This is a genomic window from Proteus penneri (assembly GCF_003144535.1).
GTDB lineage: Bacteria > Pseudomonadota > Gammaproteobacteria > Enterobacterales > Enterobacteriaceae > Proteus > Proteus penneri.
On record NZ_PHFJ01000001.1, the window covers coordinates 268,391 to 289,453 of the forward strand.

Sequence of the window (21,063 nt, forward strand, 5' to 3'; positions counted from 1 at the left end):
GAAATGAAATCTATAGAAAAAAACACAGCACAATTAAATAAGAGAATAAAAGTCGTATTCTTAATCGGCTCATTTTCTCTATTTATTCAATCAATGCCTTCTGCATTGGCCGATGATTATGAATTTGATCCTTCTTTATTACTAGGTAGCAAAAGTAATATCAACATTAATCAGCTTCATGATAGTAATTATGTGGAGCCTGGCAATTATGATGTTGATATCTACATTAATAATCGCTTTTTTGAAAGAAAAATAGTGCATTTTCAATTAAATGATAACGGTAAAGTGACGCCTTGTTTTAATCAACAACAGATTGATGATATGGGGATCTTGCTGGATGATGAACTTAGTCAAGATAATAATCAATGTTTAGTATTAAACCAAATTAATAAAAATATTATAGATTCATTTGATGCTTCTAATTTTAGAATCATGATTGCAGTGCCTCAAATCTTATTAAAACGAAGGCCACAAGGTTATGTCAATGAAGATGATTTAGATGCGGGCAATACCATGTTGTTCTCTAATTATTCTGGTAATTACTATAAGAATAAATCGAACGGACAAAGCTCAGACTATGGTTTTGGTAGTGTCAACATGGGCATAAATTTAGGAACCTGGCAATTTCGTCAACAAGCGTCTTACTCTTATAATTCATCAAAGTCGGGAAGTAATAGTGAATTTAATTGGATTAGAACTTATCTACAAAAACCGTTACTGACATTAAAGTCGATGTTAGTTGTCGGTGATATTTATACAACAGGCGCACAATTTTCAAGTCTGGCATTTAAAGGTATTCAATTAATGTCTGATGAAAGAATGTTGCCAGATTCTCAAAAAGGTTATGCACCTGTTATTCGTGGTATTGCGACGACAACCGCCCGTATAGTGATAAAACAAAATGGTACTGAAATTTATCAAACGACTGTGTCACCTGGGCAATTTGAAATAAATGATCTTTATCCAACTAGTTATGAAGGAGATTTGTTTGTCGAAATTTACGAAAGTAATGGCAAAATTTCTTCTTTTACAGTGCCATTTACCGCATTACCTGAATCTGTAAGAGCTGGGCGCCTTAAATATAACTTTACTGCGGGTGAAGTGAATAACTTTGCTGCAGAAAATAGCTATTTTTCAGATATTGCTTTGCAATATGGTGTGAACAATATGGTAACGCTAAATACGGGGGGTACGTGTAGGACACCAATATCAAGCCATATTTGTCGGCTCTGTTATTGCTACAAAATTAGGTGCAATCGGTTTTAATTCAGCATTTTCAAACGCTGAAGTGGACGGTAAAAATTATCAAGGTGGACGATTAGGCATTAGTTATAGCCGTACTTTTAGCCCAACAAATACTGTTATTACACTCGCAGGTTATAAATATTCAACAGAGAATTTTCGCGAATATAATGATGTATTGGGGTTGAGAAAAAGTGCAAGTAATGACATGGAATGGAATTCCAGCAGCTATAACCAAGAAAGCCAGTTTACACTTAGTGTTAATCAGTCTCTTGATAAGTGGGGGCAGCTTTATATTTCGGGCTCTATCAGTAACTATTATGGTAATAAAGGACATGATGCCCAGTATCAAATCGGTTATTCAAATACCTATAAAGATATTGCTTATAGCCTTGCTTATAGTCGCCAAAAAACGGGACAAATGACGGCAAATAATACTTTTACACCAATAACAACCGATCCGATATCTGAGGATATGGTTATGTTATCTGTTTCTATGCCATTAGGACGCTCTGATTATTCACCCATGCTATCACTATCTTCTAGTCATTCTAGCGATGATTCGAGTTATCAAACGAATTTATCAGGACTTTTAGGTGAAGATAAAACGCTTTCTTATAGTGTAAATGCGGATTATGACACACAAAATAGAGCGATAGGCAGTGGTTTACATTTAATTAAACAGCTTCCTTTTACCACGCTATCAGGCAGTATCTCTAATGGTAAACATTACACGCAAGGTAGCGTAGGTATTCAAGGTGCGTTAGTTGCACACAGTGGAGGGATAACATTAGGTCCTCGTATTAGTGATTCTTTTGCTTTAGTGGAAGCAAAAGGTGCAAGTGGTGCGAGTGTGAGTAATGGTATGGGCGCCCGCATTGATCCTTTTGGTTATGCTATTGTGCCTTCTCTTGTCCCTTATCAATATAACAATGTTAGCTTGGATGGGAAAAATATTAGAAATAATAATATTGAGCTATTGGAAAGTACGAAGCAAATAGCACCGTATTCAGGTTCAAGCACCAAAATCGTTTTTAAAACCCAAGTCGGATATCCTGTATTGATTTCGATTAAGCCAGAAAGTGAATTGACATTAGGCGAAAATGTTTTCGATAAAGATAAGCACATTGTTGGTATGGTAGGGCAAAGTAACCAGATTTATGTCAGGGTTGAAAATAGGAAAGGGACACTGACTGTCGGTAAAGATGAAGATAGTTGCCAAATTGATTACTCAATACCAGAAGAAAAAGAAGCAGATAAACTCATTTTATTATCAGGTCAATGCTTATGAAATTAAATCACTGTTTATTTTCTCATTACTCCTCTATTTTATTAGCCTTGATGCTATTCCCTTCTTTAGCCTTGATGCTATTCCCTTCTTTAGCCTTGGCAACATGTTATAAAATAACAACTACGACGACTAATCCTAATAGTGTGTATTATACCGAGCCGGGCAAAGGTTCAGCGAAAAGTTGGCAAGGTGCGAGAGATGATTCGGGATCAATGGGAAGTACCCCTAAAGTTATTAATGTTAATAATGATCAGTTTCAAATTCCGGGTACATTAGTGGCGAGTGGTTTTGTCTCTTTTTTTGAGGCGGGTTATGAGGTTTATGATCCAGAACAGATATTATTTCGTTGCACAGCCGATGAAGAGGGTAAATTAAGAGAGTTTTACTCAACTAATGGTGACTATAATTATGGTGGTAGAAATCTAGTTAATCCAACATTAGGTTTAAATGATACCTATATTAGTCTGGCAAGAGGATTGGGTATTCGCATTAAAAATACCATTACAGGCGAATATTATAGTCGCTATTGGAAATCTCGTGCTTTAGATAATTTAGAAAGAGATAGCCAAGGATGGATCTTAGTAAAAGCAAAAAATTTCTCTAATATGGAAGTGGAGTTATTTAAGATTAACTATGAAAGAACAAGTGATATGCCACCAGCACAATCAAGTAGTGGGTTAATTACTTTTATTAATCAACCGGCAGGTTATATCGCTTTTCAAAGCTCTAATTTCTCTTATTTATTAAAAGATGGTGCAGATCACGCTACAAATTATCATGGTTTTTATGCTTATTGGCCTGCTGCTGTAAATATGTCTCGCCGAATTTATATACGTAATGCGTCTACTTGTTTTGTGCGAAACGTTACGCCTTATGTTTTATTTCCATTGGTTACTATTAATGAGTTAGCAAGTGGCAAAAAAGTCACTTTACCTATTACGATTGATTTTTATTGTCAATCAGCACCGCCCGCTAGCGATGGTTTGAGTAATATTTCCAGTGGGACTGGAGCGGGACAAACCGCAATGGGATTTTTACCTAGACCTGCAAATGTTAACAAAGCAATTGAATTAGGATTAACAGTACCTAATGGTGCCGCAATTACTCATTTAGTGACAGATGGTTATGGTACTGACTCAAGTATGGCAAAAGGGGTTGGTGTAAGAATATATCGTCCATCAGGTGTGCCATTAAACTTATTATCAACATTAGCGAATGAAGGGCAAGGTGATAGTTATGGTTGGTATCCTATTTATGATGATGCTAGTTCAGTCTCATTTAATAATGGTATTACCGATTTAACTAAAACATTATATGCCTCATTAGAAGCGTTACCGAGAGAGAAAATAACTGCTGGTAAATTTAATGCGACATTACAAGTGATTATACAGGTGCAATAAATATGAAAAAGAGCGGTATTTTTATTTTGTTACTGTGTTTTTCGTTTATCGCCAAAGCGAATTTAGCCTTAGAAGGTTCTAGAGTGATCCTTTATCACTCAGATAGAGAAGCATCCTTAAATATAAAAAATGATGGTGAACTTCCTGTGGTGGTTCAAACATGGGTAGATGATGGTAACCCAGAAAATACCCCAGAAACCATAACTGATGTTTCCGCTTTATCATTACCACCAGTATTACAATTAAAACCGAGTGAATCACAACGGGTACGAGTGATTAATAAATTTACTAATACAGATAAAGCGAAAGAGACACTTTACTGGCTTAATTTATATGAAATCATGCCTAAGCCAGCGAACAAAAAATATGATGAAGGTTTAATTAATGTTGTCGTCAGATTACAAGTAAAAGTATTCTATCGCCCTGATGATTTAATAATGGTGATTTCTGATGTTAGTCGAGCTCTTATTTTTACAAAATCAGATAAACAGTTAACAATTGAAAATCCGACACCTTTTTATGTCACCATTAAATCCGCATTTGGCGAAAATAATCCTAATATTCTTATTCCTATGATAGCGCCATTTTCCAAACAGAAAATCAATCTAGAGGATAGTAAAATAAATACCATTAACTATGTTTTAATTGATGATTTTGGTGGGGAATTTGAAGATAAAAAAGAGATAAAATAGACTTTCTAGTGGTTTGTATTAAATTGTCTGATTAAGTTAGAGTAATTCTCTATTTTAATTAATTCCATTAATTATAAAAATGGGATGAAATATAAGTAGATGCTGTTTTTATTAATTGGCGTATTATTTTAAGTTTTCGGCTTAAGATAAATGCGCCATTTTGTCGCCACTTTCTTCCAGATATAAAAAAGCCACTTATTACTAAGTGGCATAAATGTCTGATTTATCAGCTTAAATTTGGTGGGTTGTGGGAGGCTCGAACTCCCGACCAATTGATTAAGAGTCAACTGCTCTACCGACTGAGCTAACAACCCGATGCGCTGATTATTCTCCTCTAAAATGTGATGGTCAAGTGCTTATTTCGATTTTTTTTCAAATGGATAAAATATCGCCGATTAAATTAAAGAAAGGATCTTATCTGGTTATCAAAGCATCATTCATTTTACTAAAAGTGATCTTTTCATTACTTATACTGAGATTTGTGTCACAATAATTTCGCAAACATATTACCGCGTCAAAAAATAAAATAGCGGTGAAAACAACATCAAAAATATGAAAACACTTCAGGTATTGTATGGAAGATCAAACAGAAATTTCTCCTCCTGTTAGAGTGAAAAATGCCACTCTACAGCGCGGATTAACAAATCGTCATATTCAATTAATTGCTATTGGTGGAGCTATCGGTACTGGTCTATTTATGGGATCAGGGAAAACCATTTCGTTAGCTGGGCCATCAATTATTTTTGTGTATATGATAATTGGCTTTGTCTTGTTCTTTGTGATGAGAGCTATGGGCGAGCTGTTATTATCAAATTTAGAATATAAGTCATTTAGTGATTTTGCTGGTGATTTATTAGGACCGTGGGCTGGTTTTTTTGTCGGTTGGACTTATTGGTTTTGTTGGGTTATTACAGGTATTGCCGATATTGTTGCCATAACGTCTTATATTAGTTATTGGGCGCCTAATTTTCCTGAATGGGGAACATCCTTTATTTGTGTGCTGACACTGCTTATTTTGAACTTAGCGACAGTAAAACTGTTTGGTGAAATGGAATTTTGGTTCTCCATGATAAAAATAACAGCGATTGTTTCTTTGATCATTGTGGGGATTGTTCTTATCAGTATTGGATTTGAATCTCCCGCGGGACATACCGCGGCATTAGAGAATATCTGGAATGATGGAGGAATGTTTCCTAAAGGGCTAAGTGGTTTTTTTGCGGGCTTCCAAATCGCTATTTTTGCTTTTGTCGGAATAGAATTAGTAGGAACCGCTGCGGCTGAAACACGTAATCCAGAAAAATCATTGCCGAAAGCGATTAATGCTATTCCTATTCGTATTATTACTTTTTACGTATTGGCCTTAGCAATTATTATGTCGGTGACACCATGGCGCTCAATTTTGGCTGATAAAAGCCCATTTGTTGAGCTATTTGTCATGATAGGGATACCCGCAGCAGCAAGTTTAGTAAACTTTGTCGTATTAACGGCTGCAGCCTCTTCTGCTAATAGTGGAATATTTTCCACAAGTCGTATGTTATTCGGTTTATCAAAAGAGGGCGAAGCACCAAAGCAGTTTAGCCAATTATCTAAACGGGCTGTACCTGCCAATGGGCTGTTATTTACTAGTTTATGTCTGTCATGTGGAATTATATTAATCTACTTTATTCCCGATGTTATGCATGTATTTACCTTGGTAACAACAGTGTCGGCGTTATTATTTATGTTTATTTGGAGTATGATTTTATGCTCTTATTTAGCGTATCGTAAAAAACGGCCACAGTTACATGAAAAATCTATTTATAAAATGCCATTAGGTATTCTGATGTCATGGCTATGCCTTGCTTTCTTTGCTTTTATGACAGTGTTATTAGCTTTCGAACATGATACTCGCCAAGCGTTAAGTGTGACACCATTGTGGTTTATTGCACTAGCAATAGGCTATCAATATGTTAAAAAGAACAAACAGAAAAATCTCACTCAAAAGTAATATTATAGCAATAGAGTAAAAGTAAAAAGCCTTATTTATTTAATAAGGCTTTTTTATCAAAAATAAAATGCTATTGCTAACAAAATAATTAATAGTTTATTAAAATAAAAAATTATTAAAAATAAATTTTATATTTATTTTCATTTTTTATTGATTTAGTTTTTACTATTGTTTTGAATGAAAATTAGATATTATTTTTTTGCAATAAAATATTTTTAAAATATGTTAACTATATCCGGTAATTTTTTAAAAATACACTATCCTACAATTAAAATAAAAGGAGGCGGTATGTATAAGAATATTTTGGTTCCCATTGATATTGATGAAGATAACCTGATGAACAAAGCAATTCCGTTAGTGGAAGATATTGCAAAAAATGAAGATCCTTATGTTCATTTTTTGTATGTCCTCCCAAAACTTCCACAATCTTCTTATTATCGACTTGTTATGAATGGTGATCAATTAGATCAAGGATGCTTAAAAGCGTCAGCAGAAAAAGAGCTTACAAAAATAATTGAGCGTTTTGATTTACCGGACGATAGAATGCAAACACATATTTGCATAGGAACACCACGTGATGCCATATTGCAGGTTGCAGATGAAGTAAACGCAGATTTAATCGTAATTGGCTCCCATAATCCAGAAGATGATTCTTATCATATCGGTTCAACCGCTGCTGATATTACACGCTACGCTAAACGCTCTGTTATGGTGGTGAGATAAGACTTAGCTGACTGTATAGTTGCATAAGATTCACTGCAATTTATAACTATACCGCTGTTATATTTGATTTTAATATAACAGCGGTTGTGTAACGAAATAGTGAGGGTCACACAAATTAATGGTTTTTATATTTGGAACACTTCCTTTTTTTAACTACTATAAGCCATCTTCTAATAACGATACTCATCAAAACTCATGTTAACCATTACTGCATTACTAGAAAATAAATCAGTCAATCCAGCGCTTAATCACTATTCTGGCTTATCATTATTGTTAGAAGATGATGAGTGCCAAGCGAAAATTCTCTTTGATACTGGAAAAGACCTTACCTTTATTTCAAATGCAAAAAAAATGGGTATTGATTTAACCACATTGAAAACGATTGTTGTGTCCCATGGACATTATGATCATTTTGGTGGGCTTACACACTTGCAAGCAAATTTTTTTACTCATAAACCGCGTATTATCGCTCATCCTCATTTATTTTCTGTTCGCTATTCAGCCTTTTTTCTAGGTAATAAAAATATTAAATTTAAACGGTTAGCGCCTTTATTTGATCGTGCAAAACTCGAAGCACAGTTTTCTTTTGAATTAACACAAGCACCCTTAGCTATTGAGGAAAATTTTATCTATTCGGGACAAGTGACGCAACGTCAGGTGAATAAACGCTATGGTGTTATTATTCATGGATCAGGAGAAGAAGATGATTTCGTTCTTGATGATAGTTTTCTTGTTTGGCAAGGAAAAAAAGGTCTAGTAATTATTACTGGTTGTAGCCATTCGGGTATTGAATCTATAGTTGAACATGCGAAAAAAATAACAGGAAATCATCAAATTCAAGCAATTGTGGGGGGCCTACATTTGCGTTGTGCAACACCATCAGCATTACAACGTGCTAAAAAAGCTATAGATAAAAATATTGATGTGTATGGATGTCATTGTACGGGGGTATTAGGGCGAAAATATCTTAACGCTAAAGATTTCAATACAGGACAATCGTTATCTTTTGAATAAAAATTAATAGTAAAATTTTTATCCTCATTTTAGAAATAGTATGAGGATACGAAATAAAAAGGAGGATAAGTTACTCAAAGTGAATTAAAAATTCGCTGATAAATGGCTTTTACAATGTGATCTTTTTTCTGATTATATTGATGTACATTTTCAACATCTTCTTTGGCGCTGAGTTTTGCATCTATATATAATTCTCTATCTTCTTTATGGTTAATTAACCAATCTCTAAATAAAATATGTCTAAGGTGTTCTGGGCAATTAGGTGCAAAGACATGTAGATTCACATTAGGTGTTTCTAGTTTTAGCATACGATGTTGATACCACGAAGGCTCTCTTACTGTAAGTTTATAGCCTAACTGATTTAACTCAGGAATATAGCTTGGTTCATCGGCAGGATCAGCAACAATTAAGTCAATATCAATGATCGGTTTTGCACTTAATTCAGGTACTGCTGTTGACCCAATATGCTCAATAGCTAAACATTTACCTTTTAATTTTTGGATAATATTTTCTTTTTGTTGATTATATAATATTACCCATAGTTTATTATATGGCTCAATCTTTATTACACTAGGTGTTGGTTTTCCATTTACCCATGGATTTTCATCAGGAGAGCCTTCTTCAAATGTACAGATTTTCTGTTTTAGATCTTGATTCATAAGTATCTCATTTAAGATATTAGAAGATAGAGAATGAAAAAATTTATTGAAATTAAATTTAGGGTAAAAGCAGAAATTGCGATAAAAAAGAGATGAATTTTTTGTTTTTTGATCTGTATTCTAGCAAGTTAACTATTTAAAACGAAAAAATTAAGGTGCATTTAGTGCTATTTATAACGAAAAGAATAGCAGAATATTTATTGGCAATAAATAACCTAATTTTATTGCCAAAAGGAAAGTCTATTAGTAATTTTACTTACGAATAACCATTACTGAACGTGACGTGTTGTTTACAATATAATCCGCTGTCGAACCCAGTAATATATTGCGTTGGTTACGTGAGCTTGAACCTATAATAATGGTATCCGCATCAATTTTTTCTGCTAATTCTAGAATATTATAATTAGGTGTACCAATAACGGCATGGCATTGGTATTGTTCTTTGGGTAAGTTAAATTGCTGTGTCACACATTGTTCTAATTTTTCTGTTAATAAAACTAAAGCTTGTTGCTTTTTTTCAATAACAGACGGGCTATCACAATTAAGCCCATAAGTTTCTAAAGAGCGCAAGTTGGGCATCACTGTAATGAAATGGAAATAATTTTCTGGTTTTCTAGCTAGGAAGTGAATATCTTCGATCATGCGCTGAATTCTGCTATCTTCTAATAAATCAATTGCAACGAGGTATTTGTTAGCCATAGTGTGCCTTTTTAATATATTAGCCCTGAAGTTAAGTATAGGTAAATCAGCTTACAAGTTGAAATTTTAAAGTAAATATTGCGATTACCGCATCATTATTCTTGGTTTTTTGGCTCTAAAAGATAAAAAAATGGTGTGATGAATGTGTAAATCCATTAAAATTGTCTAATTGACCTTTTATTATTTTTACATATCACGGAATGATCCCACTAGGTTATAGTTTATATGAAAAAATCAAGCGAAGAATTACTGAAATGCATTGCCACTATATTACAGTGGGTGCTTAATATTGGATTACTTATTTTAGCGATTGTATTAGTCAGTTTTCTTATCAAAGAAACGTATGTAATTGCTTCATTATTATTTAATTTAGGCGCAGAAGAGTCGTCTTATCAATTATTAGAAGGTATTTTGATCTACTTTCTTTATTTTGAGTTTATTGCGCTTATTGTTAAGTATTTTTTATCTGGCGGGCATTTCCCCCTTAGATATTTTATTTATATTGGAATAACGGCAATAGTGCGTTTAATTATTGTAGAGCATAAAAATTCGGTTGATACGCTAATACAATCAGGTGCAATATTGTTGTTAGTTATTGCGTTATTTATCGCGAATACTGAAAAACTAAAACGTACTTGAACCGTCTATAAGTTGTAATTATTAAGCTACTTAGTATAAAAAGCATGACTTAAAATTAAAAATAAATAGTCAGGTTTTCCGCAAGATTAGGAGAGGTATGTTATTATCTCTCCCTATTCTACTCTGAGTTATACAAAAATATTACTATGTCTTATCAATGTCCATTATGTTATCAGGCTCTCTCTCTTCAAGCCCACAGTTGGATCTGTGAAAATAATCATCAATTTGATTGTGCTAAAGAAGGGTATGTCAATTTATTGCCAGTGCAATTTAAACGCTCAAAAGAGCCCGGTGATAGTGCTGAAATGATAAACGCACGCCGTACGTTTTTAGATGCAGGTTTTTACCAGCCAATGCGAGATAAAGTGGCTGAATTAATACAAAGATTATTGCCTGAAGATAACAGTGTTATATTGGATATTGGGTGTGGTGAAGGTTATTATACTCATCAGTTTTATCAAAACTTAAAATTACATAACCCACAAGTGTATGGCTTAGATGTTTCAAAGGTTGCGATTAAATATGCAGCTAAACGTTATTCATCAATTCATTTTTGTGTAGCCTCAAGTCAACGTTTACCTTTTTGTGATGCTTCTTTAAATGCGGTTGTGCGTATTTACGCCCCTTGTAATAGTGATGAATTAGCAAGAGTTATTGTGCACAATGGTTATATTATTACTGTTACGCCAGCGCCGCGTCATCTCTATCAGTTAAAATCACTGATTTATTCAGAAGTACATCTTCATCCATTAAAAGAAGAACAATTCGATGGATTTAATAAAGTGTCTGAACATCAAGTTGCTTATATGATGAATTTAAACGGTAAGCAGGCTTTTGATTTATTACAAATGACACCGTTTGCATGGCGTGCAAGTGAAGAAGTAAAACAGGCATTAGCGGAAAGTAAAGACTTTGAATGTGAAACAGACTTTTTAATTCGTGTCTATCAACGTCATGCTTAATAACGTGAAATAAAAGTATTTTGTTAAGTTAATAAAAAAGCTTAGGTCGTGATACTTCAAACCTAAGCTTTTTAATATGATTTATTAGCGATTATTTAGCGTACATAAATAATTCTAAGTGTTCAAATACAATATTAAAGCCGATAGCAATTAATACAATCCCGCCAATAATTTCTGCTTTTTTTCCAAGTACTGGCCCAATATAACGGCCAATTAACATACCCAGAGTTGCCATGATCATGGTCATCATACCAATTGTCATTGCGGTATGAACAATATTGACTTGAAGGAATGCTAAACCGACACCAATTGCCATTGCATCAAGGCTTGTTGCAATACCTGTTGCGATTAAAGATAGTGAGCCATGACGTTGTGGAGCATCTTCTTCACAAGGACAGTCATCACCACGTTTTAAGCTCTGGTAAATCATCCGGCTACCAAGAACAAACAGTAATCCAAAGGCAACCCAGTGATCCCATTGAATAATATATTGGCTAGTATATAAACCTAATGCCCAACCAATAACGGGTGTGCTGGCTTCAATAATACCAAATATAAATCCAGTGCGGAGCGCTTCGCGAAAACGGGGTTTGTGTAATGTGGCACCTTTACAGACAGCGACAGCAAATGCGTCCATAGAAAGGGCTAGGGCGAGAATGATAGTAGCGTAGAAACTCATAATAAAGCCTCGGTTGGGGTATTTCCATATACACACAATTGACCCCCAACCAAAGAAGTACAATCATGTGTCTATGGTCTTGCCAACCGTATTACGGCATCTGTACCACGCTAGATAAAAATAAGCGAGTATGTTGATACAGATTTCTTAAAATAAGATTTTTTATTTTAAGACAGGCTACTCCCCAATGACTTGGTGCAGAAGATAACATATTATTTTCGAAAGGCAACATATTATTTATTATATTTTAAAGATGATATTGATAATAATTATCATTATTGTGTATGGAGACTTAAAATATATTATAAATAATTACCATATGTTAAAAAAATGATAAATTTCAATGTGATGAATAAATAACCATATAATAAACAATGGGTTTTAATTATCATTATAATAAGATATTAATTTTTTATAAAAATGAATACACCTGAAAATTATAAGCTCAATTTTCTATAAAATTAAATGAATACTAAATGAACCTATATTTAATACGTATATTAATACTTGTATTTAATATAGAAAAATAAGAAATATTTAAGTTATAAAAAATATATTACTTAATTTTAAATGTGTATTTTATGATTATTATCTTTAGTTATCTAAGAGTTAAGCGGTGATTAAAATAAAATAGCTAAAATAAAAAAAGCCATTCAAAATGAATGGCTTTTCGTCTAGATAGCGTTAATTAGTCACACTGCACTTTGATTGCTAGACCACCGCGTGATGTTTCGCGGTATTTAGCATTCATGTCTTTACCTGTTTCATACATAGTTTCAATGACTTTATCGAGAGAAACACGAGGTTCACTGGTACGACGGATAGCCATACGTGCGGCATTAACAGCTTTAACTGAAGCAATTGCATTACGTTCGATACAAGGAACTTGAACTTGGCCTGCAACTGGGTCACAAGTTAAACCAAGGTTGTGCTCCATGCCGATTTCGGCAGCAACACAGACTTGTTCTGGGCTTCCACCTAATAATTCAGCAAGACCCGCAGCAGCCATTGAACAAGCTACACCAACTTCGCCTTGGCAACCGACTTCAGCACCTGAAATAGAAGCGTTCATTTTGTAAAGAATACCAATTGCACCGGATGCTAAGAAATAACGTAAGTAGATCTCTTGTGTGACGGGCTCAATACAACGATCGTAGTAAGCTAATACAGCAGGAACGATGCCACATGCGCCATTTGTTGGTGCTGTTACAACGCGTCCACCTGCTGCGTTTTCTTCATTAACTGCCAGTGCAAACATATTAATCAGATCAACCACTTTCATTGGATCGTTTGACAGGCTGTTGCTCGATGTTAATAAGCGATTTAATGCAGCTGCACGACGAGGTACACGTAATGGCCCCGGTAATACGCCTTCTGTATTTAAACCGTGCTCAATACATTCTTGCATGGTTTTATAAACATCAGCGAAATAAGCATTAATTTCTGCTTGAGTATGTAGATCCAGCTCATTTTTCATCATTAAGCTGGAAATGGATAAACCCGTTTCTTTACAGTGCTTTAATAACTCTTCTGCGCTAGCATAAGGATATGAGACTGGCTTGCTATTTAATGTTGATTTACCAAAGTTTTCTTCATCAACGATAAAACCACCACCAATAGAGTAGTACGTTTTTCTATAGACTTCTTTGTCGTCAACAAAAGCATGGATTGTCATACCATTTTCATGTAATGACAGATTGTCATTGCTAAAATGCATACTTTCTGCTGGAAAATCAACTACTTTTAAGCCATTTGCTAATGATAGCTTGCCTGTTTCTTCAACTTCACGAATAAAACCGGGAATGCTGTCAATATCGACAGTAGCGGGTGAATTACCTGCTAACCCCATAATAATTGCGATATCAGTATGGTGGCCTTTGCCTGTCAAAGACAAGGAGCCGTAAACATCAACAGCTACGCGAGTGACAGACGCAATCAATTCCTGGCTGACTAAATCATCGACAAATTCTTTACCCGCTTTCATTGGCCCTACGGTGTGAGAGCTAGATGGTCCGATGCCCACTTTAAACATGTCGAAAACGCTAATCACGTCAGACTCCTTAATAATAAGAGAGAGGGTTAAAAAGAATAAAATATAGTTATTTATAGTAAAGGGATCGTTTTTACAGTTATATCGTCCCGTTAATGATGTAGTTTACAACATTTTTTTAAAATAGCTAAGTAGAGTTGTGAAGGCGCTGATAAAAAGCACAAGCTGAATATAAAATAGCGAGTTAAGTGATATGTAGAGCGAGCCTATGTAAAATAGCGGCGGTTAATCCCCAAACAAGATATCCATTATAGGGATAAAAGTAGATACGATGATTTTCACCAGCACGATGGAAATTTAATTGTTGATAATGTTGAGCATTAAGTACATGGCTTAGTGGCATTTCAAAGATAGAGGCGACTTCAGCTGGATTATTACGTAAAGGTAAACCCGCAGGAATAACACCCACAATAGGAGTAACTAAATATCCGCTAGAACTTTGCAAAGGGGGCTAATTGACCAATAACGGATACGGCATTGGGTGGAATAGCCACTTCTTCATGTGCTTCTCTTAGTGCAGTTGCAATAAGGTTGCTATCTTCAGGATCACGTTTACCGCCAGGTAAAGCAACTTGTCCTGCATGAGAGCGTAACGTTGATGCACGTTCTGTTAATAATAATGTTGGATTAGGTTTATTGATAATCGGCAGCAAAACGGCTGCCGATTTTTGGGTATGAAGAGACTGATTTACCTTATCATCAGGTAATGTAAGTTGAAAACGATTGATAAAAGTATCAATGGGTGTCATCAATAGCAGACTCTCTTAAAACAGTTAATATTTGCCCAAGTTTATCGAATGTTTCTTGGTACTCTTTTTCAGCAACGCTATCAGCAACAATACCACCGCCAGCCCAGCAGTAAATTTTATTTTTTTCAGTTAATAAAGTGCGAATGCTGATATTGGTGTCCATTGTGCCACAAAAACTGATATAGCCAATTGCACCACAATATCCATGGCGACGATGAGGTTCAAGTTCTTCGATGATCTCCATTGCTCTGATTTTTGGGGCTCCAGTGATAGAACCACCAGGAAAAGCTGCTCTTAATAAATCAGTTGCTGTTAAATGAGAAGGTAGTTGTGCCGTAATCGTACTGACTAAATGATGTACTGCTGGGAAACGCTCAACAACAAATAACTCAGGTACTTTTACTGAGCCTGTTACTGCAACTTTGCCAATATCATTACGCATTAAGTCTACAATCATTAAGTTTTCTGCGCGATCTTTACGCGAATTTGCTAATAATTGTGCTTGTTTATCATCTTCTTCTGGTAATGCCTTACGAGGTAGTGTTCCCTTTATTGGGCGAGTTTCTATTTTATTATCAACTAAATGAATAAAACGCTCAGGTGAAACACTAATTACAAAATTGTTGGGTAAGCACATAAAAGAAGAGAATGGTGCTTTATTAGCTCGATTTAATGTTAAGAATGCATTCCATTCACTACCAGTATAGTTTGCACAAAAACGTTGAGCTAAATTAACTTGATAGCAGTCACCCGAAAGTAAGTATTGATGAATTTTAGCAATTTTTTCGTTATATTCATCATTACTGATGTTTGATTGCCAATCTGTTGTTAAGGTGAATTGCGAATCAAGGGATGTGGAAGTTTGGCTTTCTAACCACTGTAAGCGCTCATCAATATTGTGATAACTAATTAAAGTGGCTTTTTTTAAGTGGTGATCGACAATAAGGGCCCAATCATAAATACCAATTGCCATATCTGCAAAATTAAGTTCATTTTTCGCGATTTCAGGTAAGTTCTCAAGATGACGACCTAAATCATAACTCCAGATACCTAAAGCACCTCCTAAAAAAGGCAATGACTCATTATGTTCTGGGTGAAAATCAAATTGTTCTAACGCAGACTGAATGAGAGTGAAAGGATCTTTTTTAGAACGTTTTACCGTGCCGTTTTTTTCTTTAATCGTTGTCGTTTGTTTGCGAGTTTCTAAAGTCACAGCAGGATCGGAGACAACAATATCAAAACGATTATGAGGATGTTCGGCAAAACCAGAATGAAGTAAACTAGACCAAGGCAATGACGCAATAGGAGAAAATACCCGCAGTGCCAGATCAGGGGTATAAGTTAATTCGCGTTGTTGTAATTGCATATCCATCTTATGACCATGTAAACAAAGTATGTTGTATCATTCGTACAATAAATTGTAATCAAAAAGATTACATTCATGTAAATACAAAATAGACGTTAATGACGTTAATAAAGATAAGAGTAACATTATGTTTCTAGGAATGCCTACATTAACACATGAAGAGCAGCAAAAAGCAGTGGAAAAAATTCAATCTCTAATGGCTGAGGGTATGAGTAGCGGAGAAGCAATTCAGTTGGTTGCTCAAGAATTAAGAGAGAAGCATACAACCCGTGAATCAGTTTCTATCGTATTTGATGAAGAGAATGAATAAAACAATTTTTTAACAAATGTCACAATTGTGTGATTAACCATGTGCTATGCTTAATGAATACACATCCTGTTTTAAGGGATATTTTCGGGGGGTTATATGAAATTAAGCAAGTTTATTGGTCAAACAGGGATACTTGGAGCAGGTTTTTTGCTTGCTATTTCTTTTGGAGCATCTGCAGAAAGTATCGAAAATGTTAATAAAGATATTGTACGTTCTGCTCCTTTTTCGAGTTGCGTTAATTTAGATAATAATCAACTTGTTACAAGAGTAAAAAATGATTATTTACAAAATCGCTTACCTCGTTGGCAAGATGATAAAAAGGCATTAGGGCCAAAACCCGTTGCAAGTATTAATGCTAATGAAATTATCAAGATGAATAATAACTATCAGATGGTATTGAATGTAAGAGGGGCGAGAACAGATCTTCGTTACAATGTTCAAGTCAATTGTGATGATAATACTATTACTTATGTTTCCCCTAAATAATAGATAGGTGATAGTGAGTTGTTATTAATCTATTGAAAAAAGAGATAAACCTTGGTTTATCTCTTTTTTTACCATTATCAAAATAACGAGAAGTATTTGACTATTTTTTTACCGATGGTTCATAAGGTAAACGAGAATAGTGTTGGCTTCTTGCACGATAAAATACCAGCCTCTCTTGAAAGAAGGCTTGAAAAGCTTGAGGTTGTTCTCTTAAAACGGCATCTGCTACAACGGGCATGTTATAGCGTTCTTTAAAAGCGACGCCTGAAGCGGCTAAGCTTACATTTAGCTTATCTTTTTCTTCTTGTGTTAATTCTGAAAGGTTATAACTCATTATCTTTCCCTCTATAACAATATAAGTAAGGTAAAATAGCGTGCTTATTAATGCAAGCAAATAAAGATATTAGTCATTAATGTGTAGTAAAAATGACGTGTTTTATTTGGGGTGATTTTTAATCAAGACAATTAAATATAACAACAAAATTTTATTCCTCATTAATTGTTATACCACTTTATAGTAATTCAAATAAGGCTAATGATAAAATACGCACGTTCACCCCTGATCAAATGGATTTTTAAATAGAGAAAAAGCAGTTTATCTATGAAAAGAGTAAATAATATGAATATTTAATTTGATTTAGATCAATGAAAATTAATGGGAATTTTGCATTGAAAATAAATAAATTAAATAATGTTAATTTATCAATTAGATATTTCATATGTTTTAATTTTGTATTATTTGACAATGAGTTATGATAATACACTGAAATATTGAGATAAAAAAATGCCCTGTTGGGGAAACAGGGCTAAAATTAATACAACACCAGGGAAAAACATAGTATAAATAAAATTAACTAAATGGTTAATAGGTAAATTTACGTGATTCTACATTTTTTTATTAATATGAAATAAAGTATTATTAAATCTTTAATTAATTTTCAAAAAATAGAGCTATATAATGAATAGTAAGTGAATAAAAAAGGGAAGAGAAACAAATCAGCAGTATTCTTAAAAATGAAAGATAACAAACCATTTTAGAATTAATACATTAGAGAAGTATGATAAAATAAGAATGTAAAGTTCATTTTTTATCTTACCTTAATATCTTATTAATATTAAAGTGTTTTATTGATATGGCAATATAAAATATTTATTGTTAATAGTTATGAAAATCTTTAATTCTTAAATGTTAAATCGAATATTAAAAAACATCATTAACTAATGACTTTAATAGTTCATTTAAATCTTACTTTAGATAAATAGAAAAGATTATTAACTGATGTTTTTTTAATCTATTTATTCTTTTTCTAAAATGACTGATTAACTTGATGACTAATGTGCCCAATTTACTTTTTGAGTTAATAAAATAAAGAAATGATTATTTATCTTAATGATATGTATGGTTTTTTTATTTTTCAATATTGTTTGTTTTCGTTAATGAGATAATTAAATTAAAATAATAACATGTAAAAAAATAAACAAAAAATATACATATAACACAATATTGTGTTACATTTAGTTCGCTTTTAACACAGTAATTTTTGATATTACTTTAAGACAGATTCGGATCAGTAATTGACTCAATTACACGGTATCTGCTTACTTTTTTATTTCAATAGCGATGTAAGGATAGGTTATATACGTTATTATATAAGGGGATTAATTTGACAGGGCTAATAAACTTTGCGAATAACATTTTATGGGGATATGTTCTTATCTACTTACTTCTCGGAGTAGGTATTTACTTTACTATCCGTACCGGATTTATACAAATCCGACATTTTAGTCATATGTTCTCTATTTTGAAAAATAGCCATAAGTCAGATAAATCAGGGATCTCTTCCTTCCAGGCATTATGCACCAGTTTAGCTGCGCGTGTAGGTACTGGTAACTTGACAGGAGTTGCGATTGCTTTAACAGCGGGGGGGCCTGGCGCTATTTTTTGGATGTGGGTAGTTGCTTTAATTGGTATGGCAACATCATTAATAGAAAGTACATTAGCACAACTTTATAAAACCAAAGATGATGATGGTAATTACCGAGGTGGTCCTGCTTATTATATGACGAAAGGACTGAAAATGCGCTGGATGGGGGTTCTTTTCGCCATTTTCTTGATTATCGCTTTTGGCTTGGTTTTTAATGCTGTCCAAGCGAATTCGATTGCTCAAGCTACAGCTTCTGCTTTTAATTTTGATCCATTTTATGTGGGGCTCTTTTTAGTATTAACGAGCGGATTTATTATTTTTGGTGGCCTGCGTTGGGTTGCTCGTGTTGCTGAGTTAGTTGTTCCTATTATGGCAACAGCTTATTTATTATTAGCATTTTGGGTTGTTGCAGATCATATTGAGCGCTTACCCGAAGTTTTTATTTTAATTTTTAAAAGTGCGTTTGGATTACAAGAAGCGGCTGCAGGTGCAATTGCTTATGGTATTAGTCAAGCGATGACACAAGGTATTCAGCGTGGCCTCTTTTCTAATGAAGCAGGTATGGGATCAGCACCTAATGCTGCGGCTTCAGCAACACCTTATCCACCACATCCTGCATCCCAAGGTTATATTCAAATGTTAGGTGTTTTTATGGATACCTTGGTTATTTGTAGTGCCACTGCGGTGATCATTTTATCATCGGGGGTATTAGATAGTTATCCAGAAGGTATTAACGGTATTCAATTAACGCAATTGGCTTTGTCATCTAGTGTAGGGGGTTGGGGGAGTACCTTTATCGCGATTGCAATTTTCTTCTTCGCTTTTACCTCCATTATTGCTAATTATGCTTATGCTGAGAGTAATATGATTTTCCTTGGACGTAATCACACAACAGGGCTATTTCTGTTACGTTCAGCAGCGTTAGCCATGGTGATGTTTGGCGCTTTAGCGGATATGCCTCTTGTTTGGAAAATGGCCGATCTCTCAATGGGATTAATGGCAATGACTAATTTAATCGCAATCATTTTACTTTCTGGTGTCGCCTTAAAATTAGTTAAAGATTATAACCAGCAACGACAAGCAGGTTTATTGCCTACGTTTGATATTCGACAATATCCAGAGTTACAAGATGATATTGAAGAAGGAATTTGGGATAAGAATATTGTTTCAGATGAACCTTTAATTCGATGTGAAAAAGTGAGTAATAATTAAAGCTAGCAATAATAAAAAAAGAACAAAACTCAAGACCCATATTTTCTAATATGGGTTTTTTGATTACTATTTAGCTAATGATATCAACTTAATTCAGGATGAATAATGATTTTTAGCCGATACAATATAAGTTTATTATTGGGTGTATTTTTACTTTTAGGTTGTTCAACACAGCCCAAATTAATCGATCGAGGAAATTATGTTGCTGAGATTATTGCTAATAATCCAGGACAAGATAATCGTGTCAAATATTTAATTATGCATTATACGGCAGCAAATGATGCTGTTTCATTAAAAACCCTTACAGGAGGAACAGTAAGTAGTCATTACCTAATACCAACAAAGCCTAAATTTATCAATAATAAACCTATTGTTTTATCTTTGGTCAATGAAAATAAAAGAGCATGGCATGCGGGACTAAGCCAATGGGGAAATAGTGCAGGTCTTAACGACGGCTCTATTGGTATTGAAATTACAAATTTGGGTTATAAAGATGAGGGAATATTAAGGTATTGGTTTTCTTATACTCCTGAGCAAGTTTTGACGATCACATTAATGATGAAAGATATTATTCAACGCTATGGCATTGAGCCTCAAAATGTTTTAGGGCATAGTGATATAGCTCCTCAAAGAAAGGTCGATCCCGGACCTCTTTTCCCATGGGCTGAGTTAGCAAAACAGGGAATAGGAGCTTGGCCTGATGAAGAAACAGTTGCTTTTTATTTAGCAGGAAGAGAAATCTCTGAGCCTGTTGATATTGCTAACTTCCAAACACTTTTGGCGAAATATGGCTATCAAACTCCTACGAGTGGAGTATTAGATCCCGAGACACAGAAAGTGGTAAGCGCATTTCAGATGCATTTTAGAGCAAGTGATATTAAAGGTATTCCGGATGCACAATCAGAAGCTATTTTAATGGCATTAATTGATAAATATCGTACGAAATGGATACAGCCAGTTATTTAGGTCACAGAACAT

General features: G+C 34.2%; 19 protein-coding genes, 1 tRNA gene, 1 pseudogene and 1 riboswitch. Of the genes and pseudogenes, 13 read left to right on the forward strand and 8 right to left on the reverse strand.

Translation table 11 applies throughout. The features are described from left to right. Nucleotides 1–3: 3 nt before the first annotated feature. From CUB63_RS17835 to CUB63_RS01435, 4 genes are read left to right on the forward strand one after another with little or no spacing between them, the layout of a single operon-like run. A complete protein-coding gene (locus CUB63_RS17835; RefSeq protein ID WP_109847303.1) occupies nt 4–1,266 on the forward strand; it encodes a fimbria/pilus outer membrane usher protein in 1,263 nt (420 codons plus the stop codon). Further along, a complete protein-coding gene (locus tag CUB63_RS17840; RefSeq protein ID WP_269669712.1) occupies nt 1,235–2,533 on the forward strand; it encodes a fimbria/pilus outer membrane usher protein in 1,299 nt (432 codons plus the stop codon). Before CUB63_RS17835 ends, CUB63_RS17840 begins: the two co-directional genes overlap by 32 nt. Beyond that, the gene (locus CUB63_RS01430) at nt 2,530–3,933 is read left to right on the forward strand and encodes a fimbrial protein (RefSeq protein ID WP_232240035.1); all 1,404 of its coding nucleotides are present in this window, start codon (nt 2,530–2,532) and stop codon (nt 3,931–3,933) included. The genes CUB63_RS17840 and CUB63_RS01430 overlap by 4 nt, the downstream gene beginning before the upstream one ends. A gap of 2 nt (nt 3,934–3,935) precedes the next feature. After that, nucleotides 3,936–4,625 (forward strand): fimbrial biogenesis chaperone, encoded by a 690-nt coding sequence (locus CUB63_RS01435; protein WP_109847305.1) that lies wholly within the window; start codon nt 3,936–3,938, stop codon nt 4,623–4,625. Nucleotides 4,626–4,863: 238 nt separating this feature from the next. On the opposite strand, the gene CUB63_RS01440 is transcribed toward CUB63_RS01435, so the two are convergent. Then, nucleotides 4,864–4,939: transfer RNA gene (locus CUB63_RS01440), tRNA-Lys, on the reverse strand. 260 nt (nt 4,940–5,199) lie between these two features. On the opposite strand from CUB63_RS01440, the gene cycA reads away from it, so the two are divergent. The 3 genes from cycA to CUB63_RS01455 all read left to right on the forward strand — a co-directional run bounded on the left by cycA (nt 5,200) and on the right by CUB63_RS01455 (nt 8,349). After that, the gene (gene cycA, locus CUB63_RS01445; protein WP_109847306.1) at nt 5,200–6,612 is read left to right on the forward strand and encodes a D-serine/D-alanine/glycine transporter; all 1,413 of its coding nucleotides are present in this window, start codon (nt 5,200–5,202) and stop codon (nt 6,610–6,612) included. A 288-nt stretch (nt 6,613–6,900) separates the two neighbouring features. Further along, entirely contained in the window at nt 6,901–7,335 is a 435-nt protein-coding gene (locus tag CUB63_RS01450; protein WP_072063016.1) for a universal stress protein, read from the forward strand. A gap of 195 nt (nt 7,336–7,530) precedes the next feature. Further along, nucleotides 7,531–8,349, forward strand: a complete 819-nt coding sequence (locus tag CUB63_RS01455) for an MBL fold metallo-hydrolase (protein WP_006533107.1) — start codon at nt 7,531–7,533, stop codon at nt 8,347–8,349. A 74-nt stretch (nt 8,350–8,423) separates the two neighbouring features. Here the strand turns inward: CUB63_RS01455 and CUB63_RS01460 are convergent, their stop codons facing one another. Next, nucleotides 8,424–9,008: a GrpB family protein gene (locus tag CUB63_RS01460; protein WP_006533106.1), complete on the reverse strand. Its 585-nt coding sequence runs from the start codon at nt 9,006–9,008 to the stop codon at nt 8,424–8,426. Nucleotides 9,009–9,260: 252 nt separating this feature from the next. Continuing rightward, complete coding sequence (locus CUB63_RS01465; protein ID WP_006533105.1) at nt 9,261–9,707, reverse strand: universal stress protein; 447 nt, start codon at nt 9,705–9,707, stop codon at nt 9,261–9,263. Nucleotides 9,708–9,932: 225 nt separating this feature from the next. Here CUB63_RS01465 and psiE point away from each other — a divergent pair, with 225 nt between their 5' ends. Further along, the gene (gene psiE / locus CUB63_RS01470) at nt 9,933–10,346 is read left to right on the forward strand and encodes a phosphate-starvation-inducible protein PsiE (protein WP_109395708.1); all 414 of its coding nucleotides are present in this window, start codon (nt 9,933–9,935) and stop codon (nt 10,344–10,346) included. A gap of 146 nt (nt 10,347–10,492) precedes the next feature. After that, nucleotides 10,493–11,308, forward strand: coding sequence for a 23S rRNA (guanine(745)-N(1))-methyltransferase (gene rlmA, locus CUB63_RS01475; RefSeq protein WP_006533103.1), 816 nt, complete (start codon nt 10,493–10,495; stop codon nt 11,306–11,308). Between the two features lie 91 nt (nt 11,309–11,399). On the opposite strand, the gene mntP is transcribed toward rlmA, so the two are convergent. The 4 genes and pseudogenes from mntP to pabB form a co-directional block, all read right to left on the reverse strand. Next, the gene (gene mntP, locus CUB63_RS01480) at nt 11,400–11,987 is read right to left on the reverse strand and encodes a manganese efflux pump MntP (RefSeq protein WP_006533102.1); all 588 of its coding nucleotides are present in this window, start codon (nt 11,985–11,987) and stop codon (nt 11,400–11,402) included. Nucleotides 11,988–12,071: 84 nt separating this feature from the next. Continuing rightward, nucleotides 12,072–12,185: riboswitch (yybP-ykoY riboswitch) on the reverse strand. A gap of 490 nt (nt 12,186–12,675) precedes the next feature. Then, nucleotides 12,676–14,037, reverse strand: a complete 1,362-nt coding sequence (locus tag CUB63_RS01485; protein ID WP_109847307.1) for an L-serine ammonia-lyase — start codon at nt 14,035–14,037, stop codon at nt 12,676–12,678. Nucleotides 14,038–14,221: 184 nt separating this feature from the next. Further along, nucleotides 14,222–14,786: pseudogene (locus CUB63_RS01490) on the reverse strand (CoA pyrophosphatase). Continuing rightward, nucleotides 14,773–16,158, reverse strand: a complete 1,386-nt coding sequence (gene pabB / locus CUB63_RS01495; RefSeq protein WP_109847308.1) for an aminodeoxychorismate synthase component 1 — start codon at nt 16,156–16,158, stop codon at nt 14,773–14,775. Before pabB ends, CUB63_RS01490 begins: the two are co-directional and overlap by 14 nt. A gap of 121 nt (nt 16,159–16,279) precedes the next feature. Between pabB and CUB63_RS01500 the strand changes: the two genes are divergently transcribed. Both CUB63_RS01500 and yebF read left to right on the forward strand, forming a co-directional pair. Continuing rightward, nucleotides 16,280–16,462 carry a YoaH family protein gene (locus CUB63_RS01500; RefSeq protein WP_109847309.1) on the forward strand — a complete coding sequence of 61 codons (183 nt, stop codon included), beginning with the start codon at nt 16,280–16,282 and terminating at the stop codon, nt 16,460–16,462. Nucleotides 16,463–16,558: 96 nt separating this feature from the next. After that, complete coding sequence (gene yebF / locus CUB63_RS01505; protein WP_072064224.1) at nt 16,559–16,948, forward strand: protein YebF; 390 nt, start codon at nt 16,559–16,561, stop codon at nt 16,946–16,948. Nucleotides 16,949–17,048: 100 nt separating this feature from the next. Here yebF and CUB63_RS01510 read toward each other — a convergent pair whose 3' ends face one another. Beyond that, the gene (locus CUB63_RS01510) at nt 17,049–17,282 is read right to left on the reverse strand and encodes a DNA polymerase III subunit theta (RefSeq protein WP_006533094.1); all 234 of its coding nucleotides are present in this window, start codon (nt 17,280–17,282) and stop codon (nt 17,049–17,051) included. Nucleotides 17,283–18,612: 1,330 nt separating this feature from the next. Between CUB63_RS01510 and CUB63_RS01515 the strand changes: the two genes are divergently transcribed. Next, nucleotides 18,613–20,085, forward strand: coding sequence for an alanine/glycine:cation symporter family protein (locus tag CUB63_RS01515; RefSeq protein ID WP_109847310.1), 1,473 nt, complete (start codon nt 18,613–18,615; stop codon nt 20,083–20,085). A gap of 105 nt (nt 20,086–20,190) precedes the next feature. Further along, entirely contained in the window at nt 20,191–21,051 is an 861-nt protein-coding gene (locus CUB63_RS01520) for a peptidoglycan recognition protein family protein (protein ID WP_072064222.1), read from the forward strand. Nucleotides 21,052–21,063 lie beyond the last annotated feature (12 nt).

Bases quoted from the DNA above. Each gene is read 5' to 3' on its own strand.
- CUB63_RS01510 (WP_006533094.1), bottom strand. From the start codon at position 17,282: ATGAGTTATAACCTTTCAGAATTAACACAAGAAGAAAAAGATAAGCTA.
- pabB (WP_109847308.1), bottom strand. From the start codon at position 16,158: ATGGATATGCAATTACAACAACGCGAATTAACTTATACCCCTGATCTG.
- CUB63_RS01520 (WP_072064222.1), top strand. From the start codon at position 20,191: ATGATTTTTAGCCGATACAATATAAGTTTATTATTGGGTGTATTTTTA.
- rlmA (WP_006533103.1), top strand. From the start codon at position 10,493: ATGTCTTATCAATGTCCATTATGTTATCAGGCTCTCTCTCTTCAAGCC.
- psiE (WP_109395708.1), top strand. From the start codon at position 9,933: ATGAAAAAATCAAGCGAAGAATTACTGAAATGCATTGCCACTATATTA.
- CUB63_RS01500 (WP_109847309.1), top strand. From the start codon at position 16,280: ATGTTTCTAGGAATGCCTACATTAACACATGAAGAGCAGCAAAAAGCA.
- CUB63_RS01435 (WP_109847305.1), top strand. From the start codon at position 3,936: ATGAAAAAGAGCGGTATTTTTATTTTGTTACTGTGTTTTTCGTTTATC.
- CUB63_RS01455 (WP_006533107.1), top strand. From the start codon at position 7,531: ATGTTAACCATTACTGCATTACTAGAAAATAAATCAGTCAATCCAGCG.
- yebF (WP_072064224.1), top strand. From the start codon at position 16,559: ATGAAATTAAGCAAGTTTATTGGTCAAACAGGGATACTTGGAGCAGGT.
- cycA (WP_109847306.1), top strand. From the start codon at position 5,200: ATGGAAGATCAAACAGAAATTTCTCCTCCTGTTAGAGTGAAAAATGCC.
- CUB63_RS17835 (WP_109847303.1), top strand. From the start codon at position 4: ATGAAATCTATAGAAAAAAACACAGCACAATTAAATAAGAGAATAAAA.
- mntP (WP_006533102.1), bottom strand. From the start codon at position 11,987: ATGAGTTTCTACGCTACTATCATTCTCGCCCTAGCCCTTTCTATGGAC.
- CUB63_RS01450 (WP_072063016.1), top strand. From the start codon at position 6,901: ATGTATAAGAATATTTTGGTTCCCATTGATATTGATGAAGATAACCTG.
- CUB63_RS01460 (WP_006533106.1), bottom strand. From the start codon at position 9,008: ATGAATCAAGATCTAAAACAGAAAATCTGTACATTTGAAGAAGGCTCT.
- CUB63_RS01465 (WP_006533105.1), bottom strand. From the start codon at position 9,707: ATGGCTAACAAATACCTCGTTGCAATTGATTTATTAGAAGATAGCAGA.
- CUB63_RS01430 (WP_232240035.1), top strand. From the start codon at position 2,530: ATGAAATTAAATCACTGTTTATTTTCTCATTACTCCTCTATTTTATTA.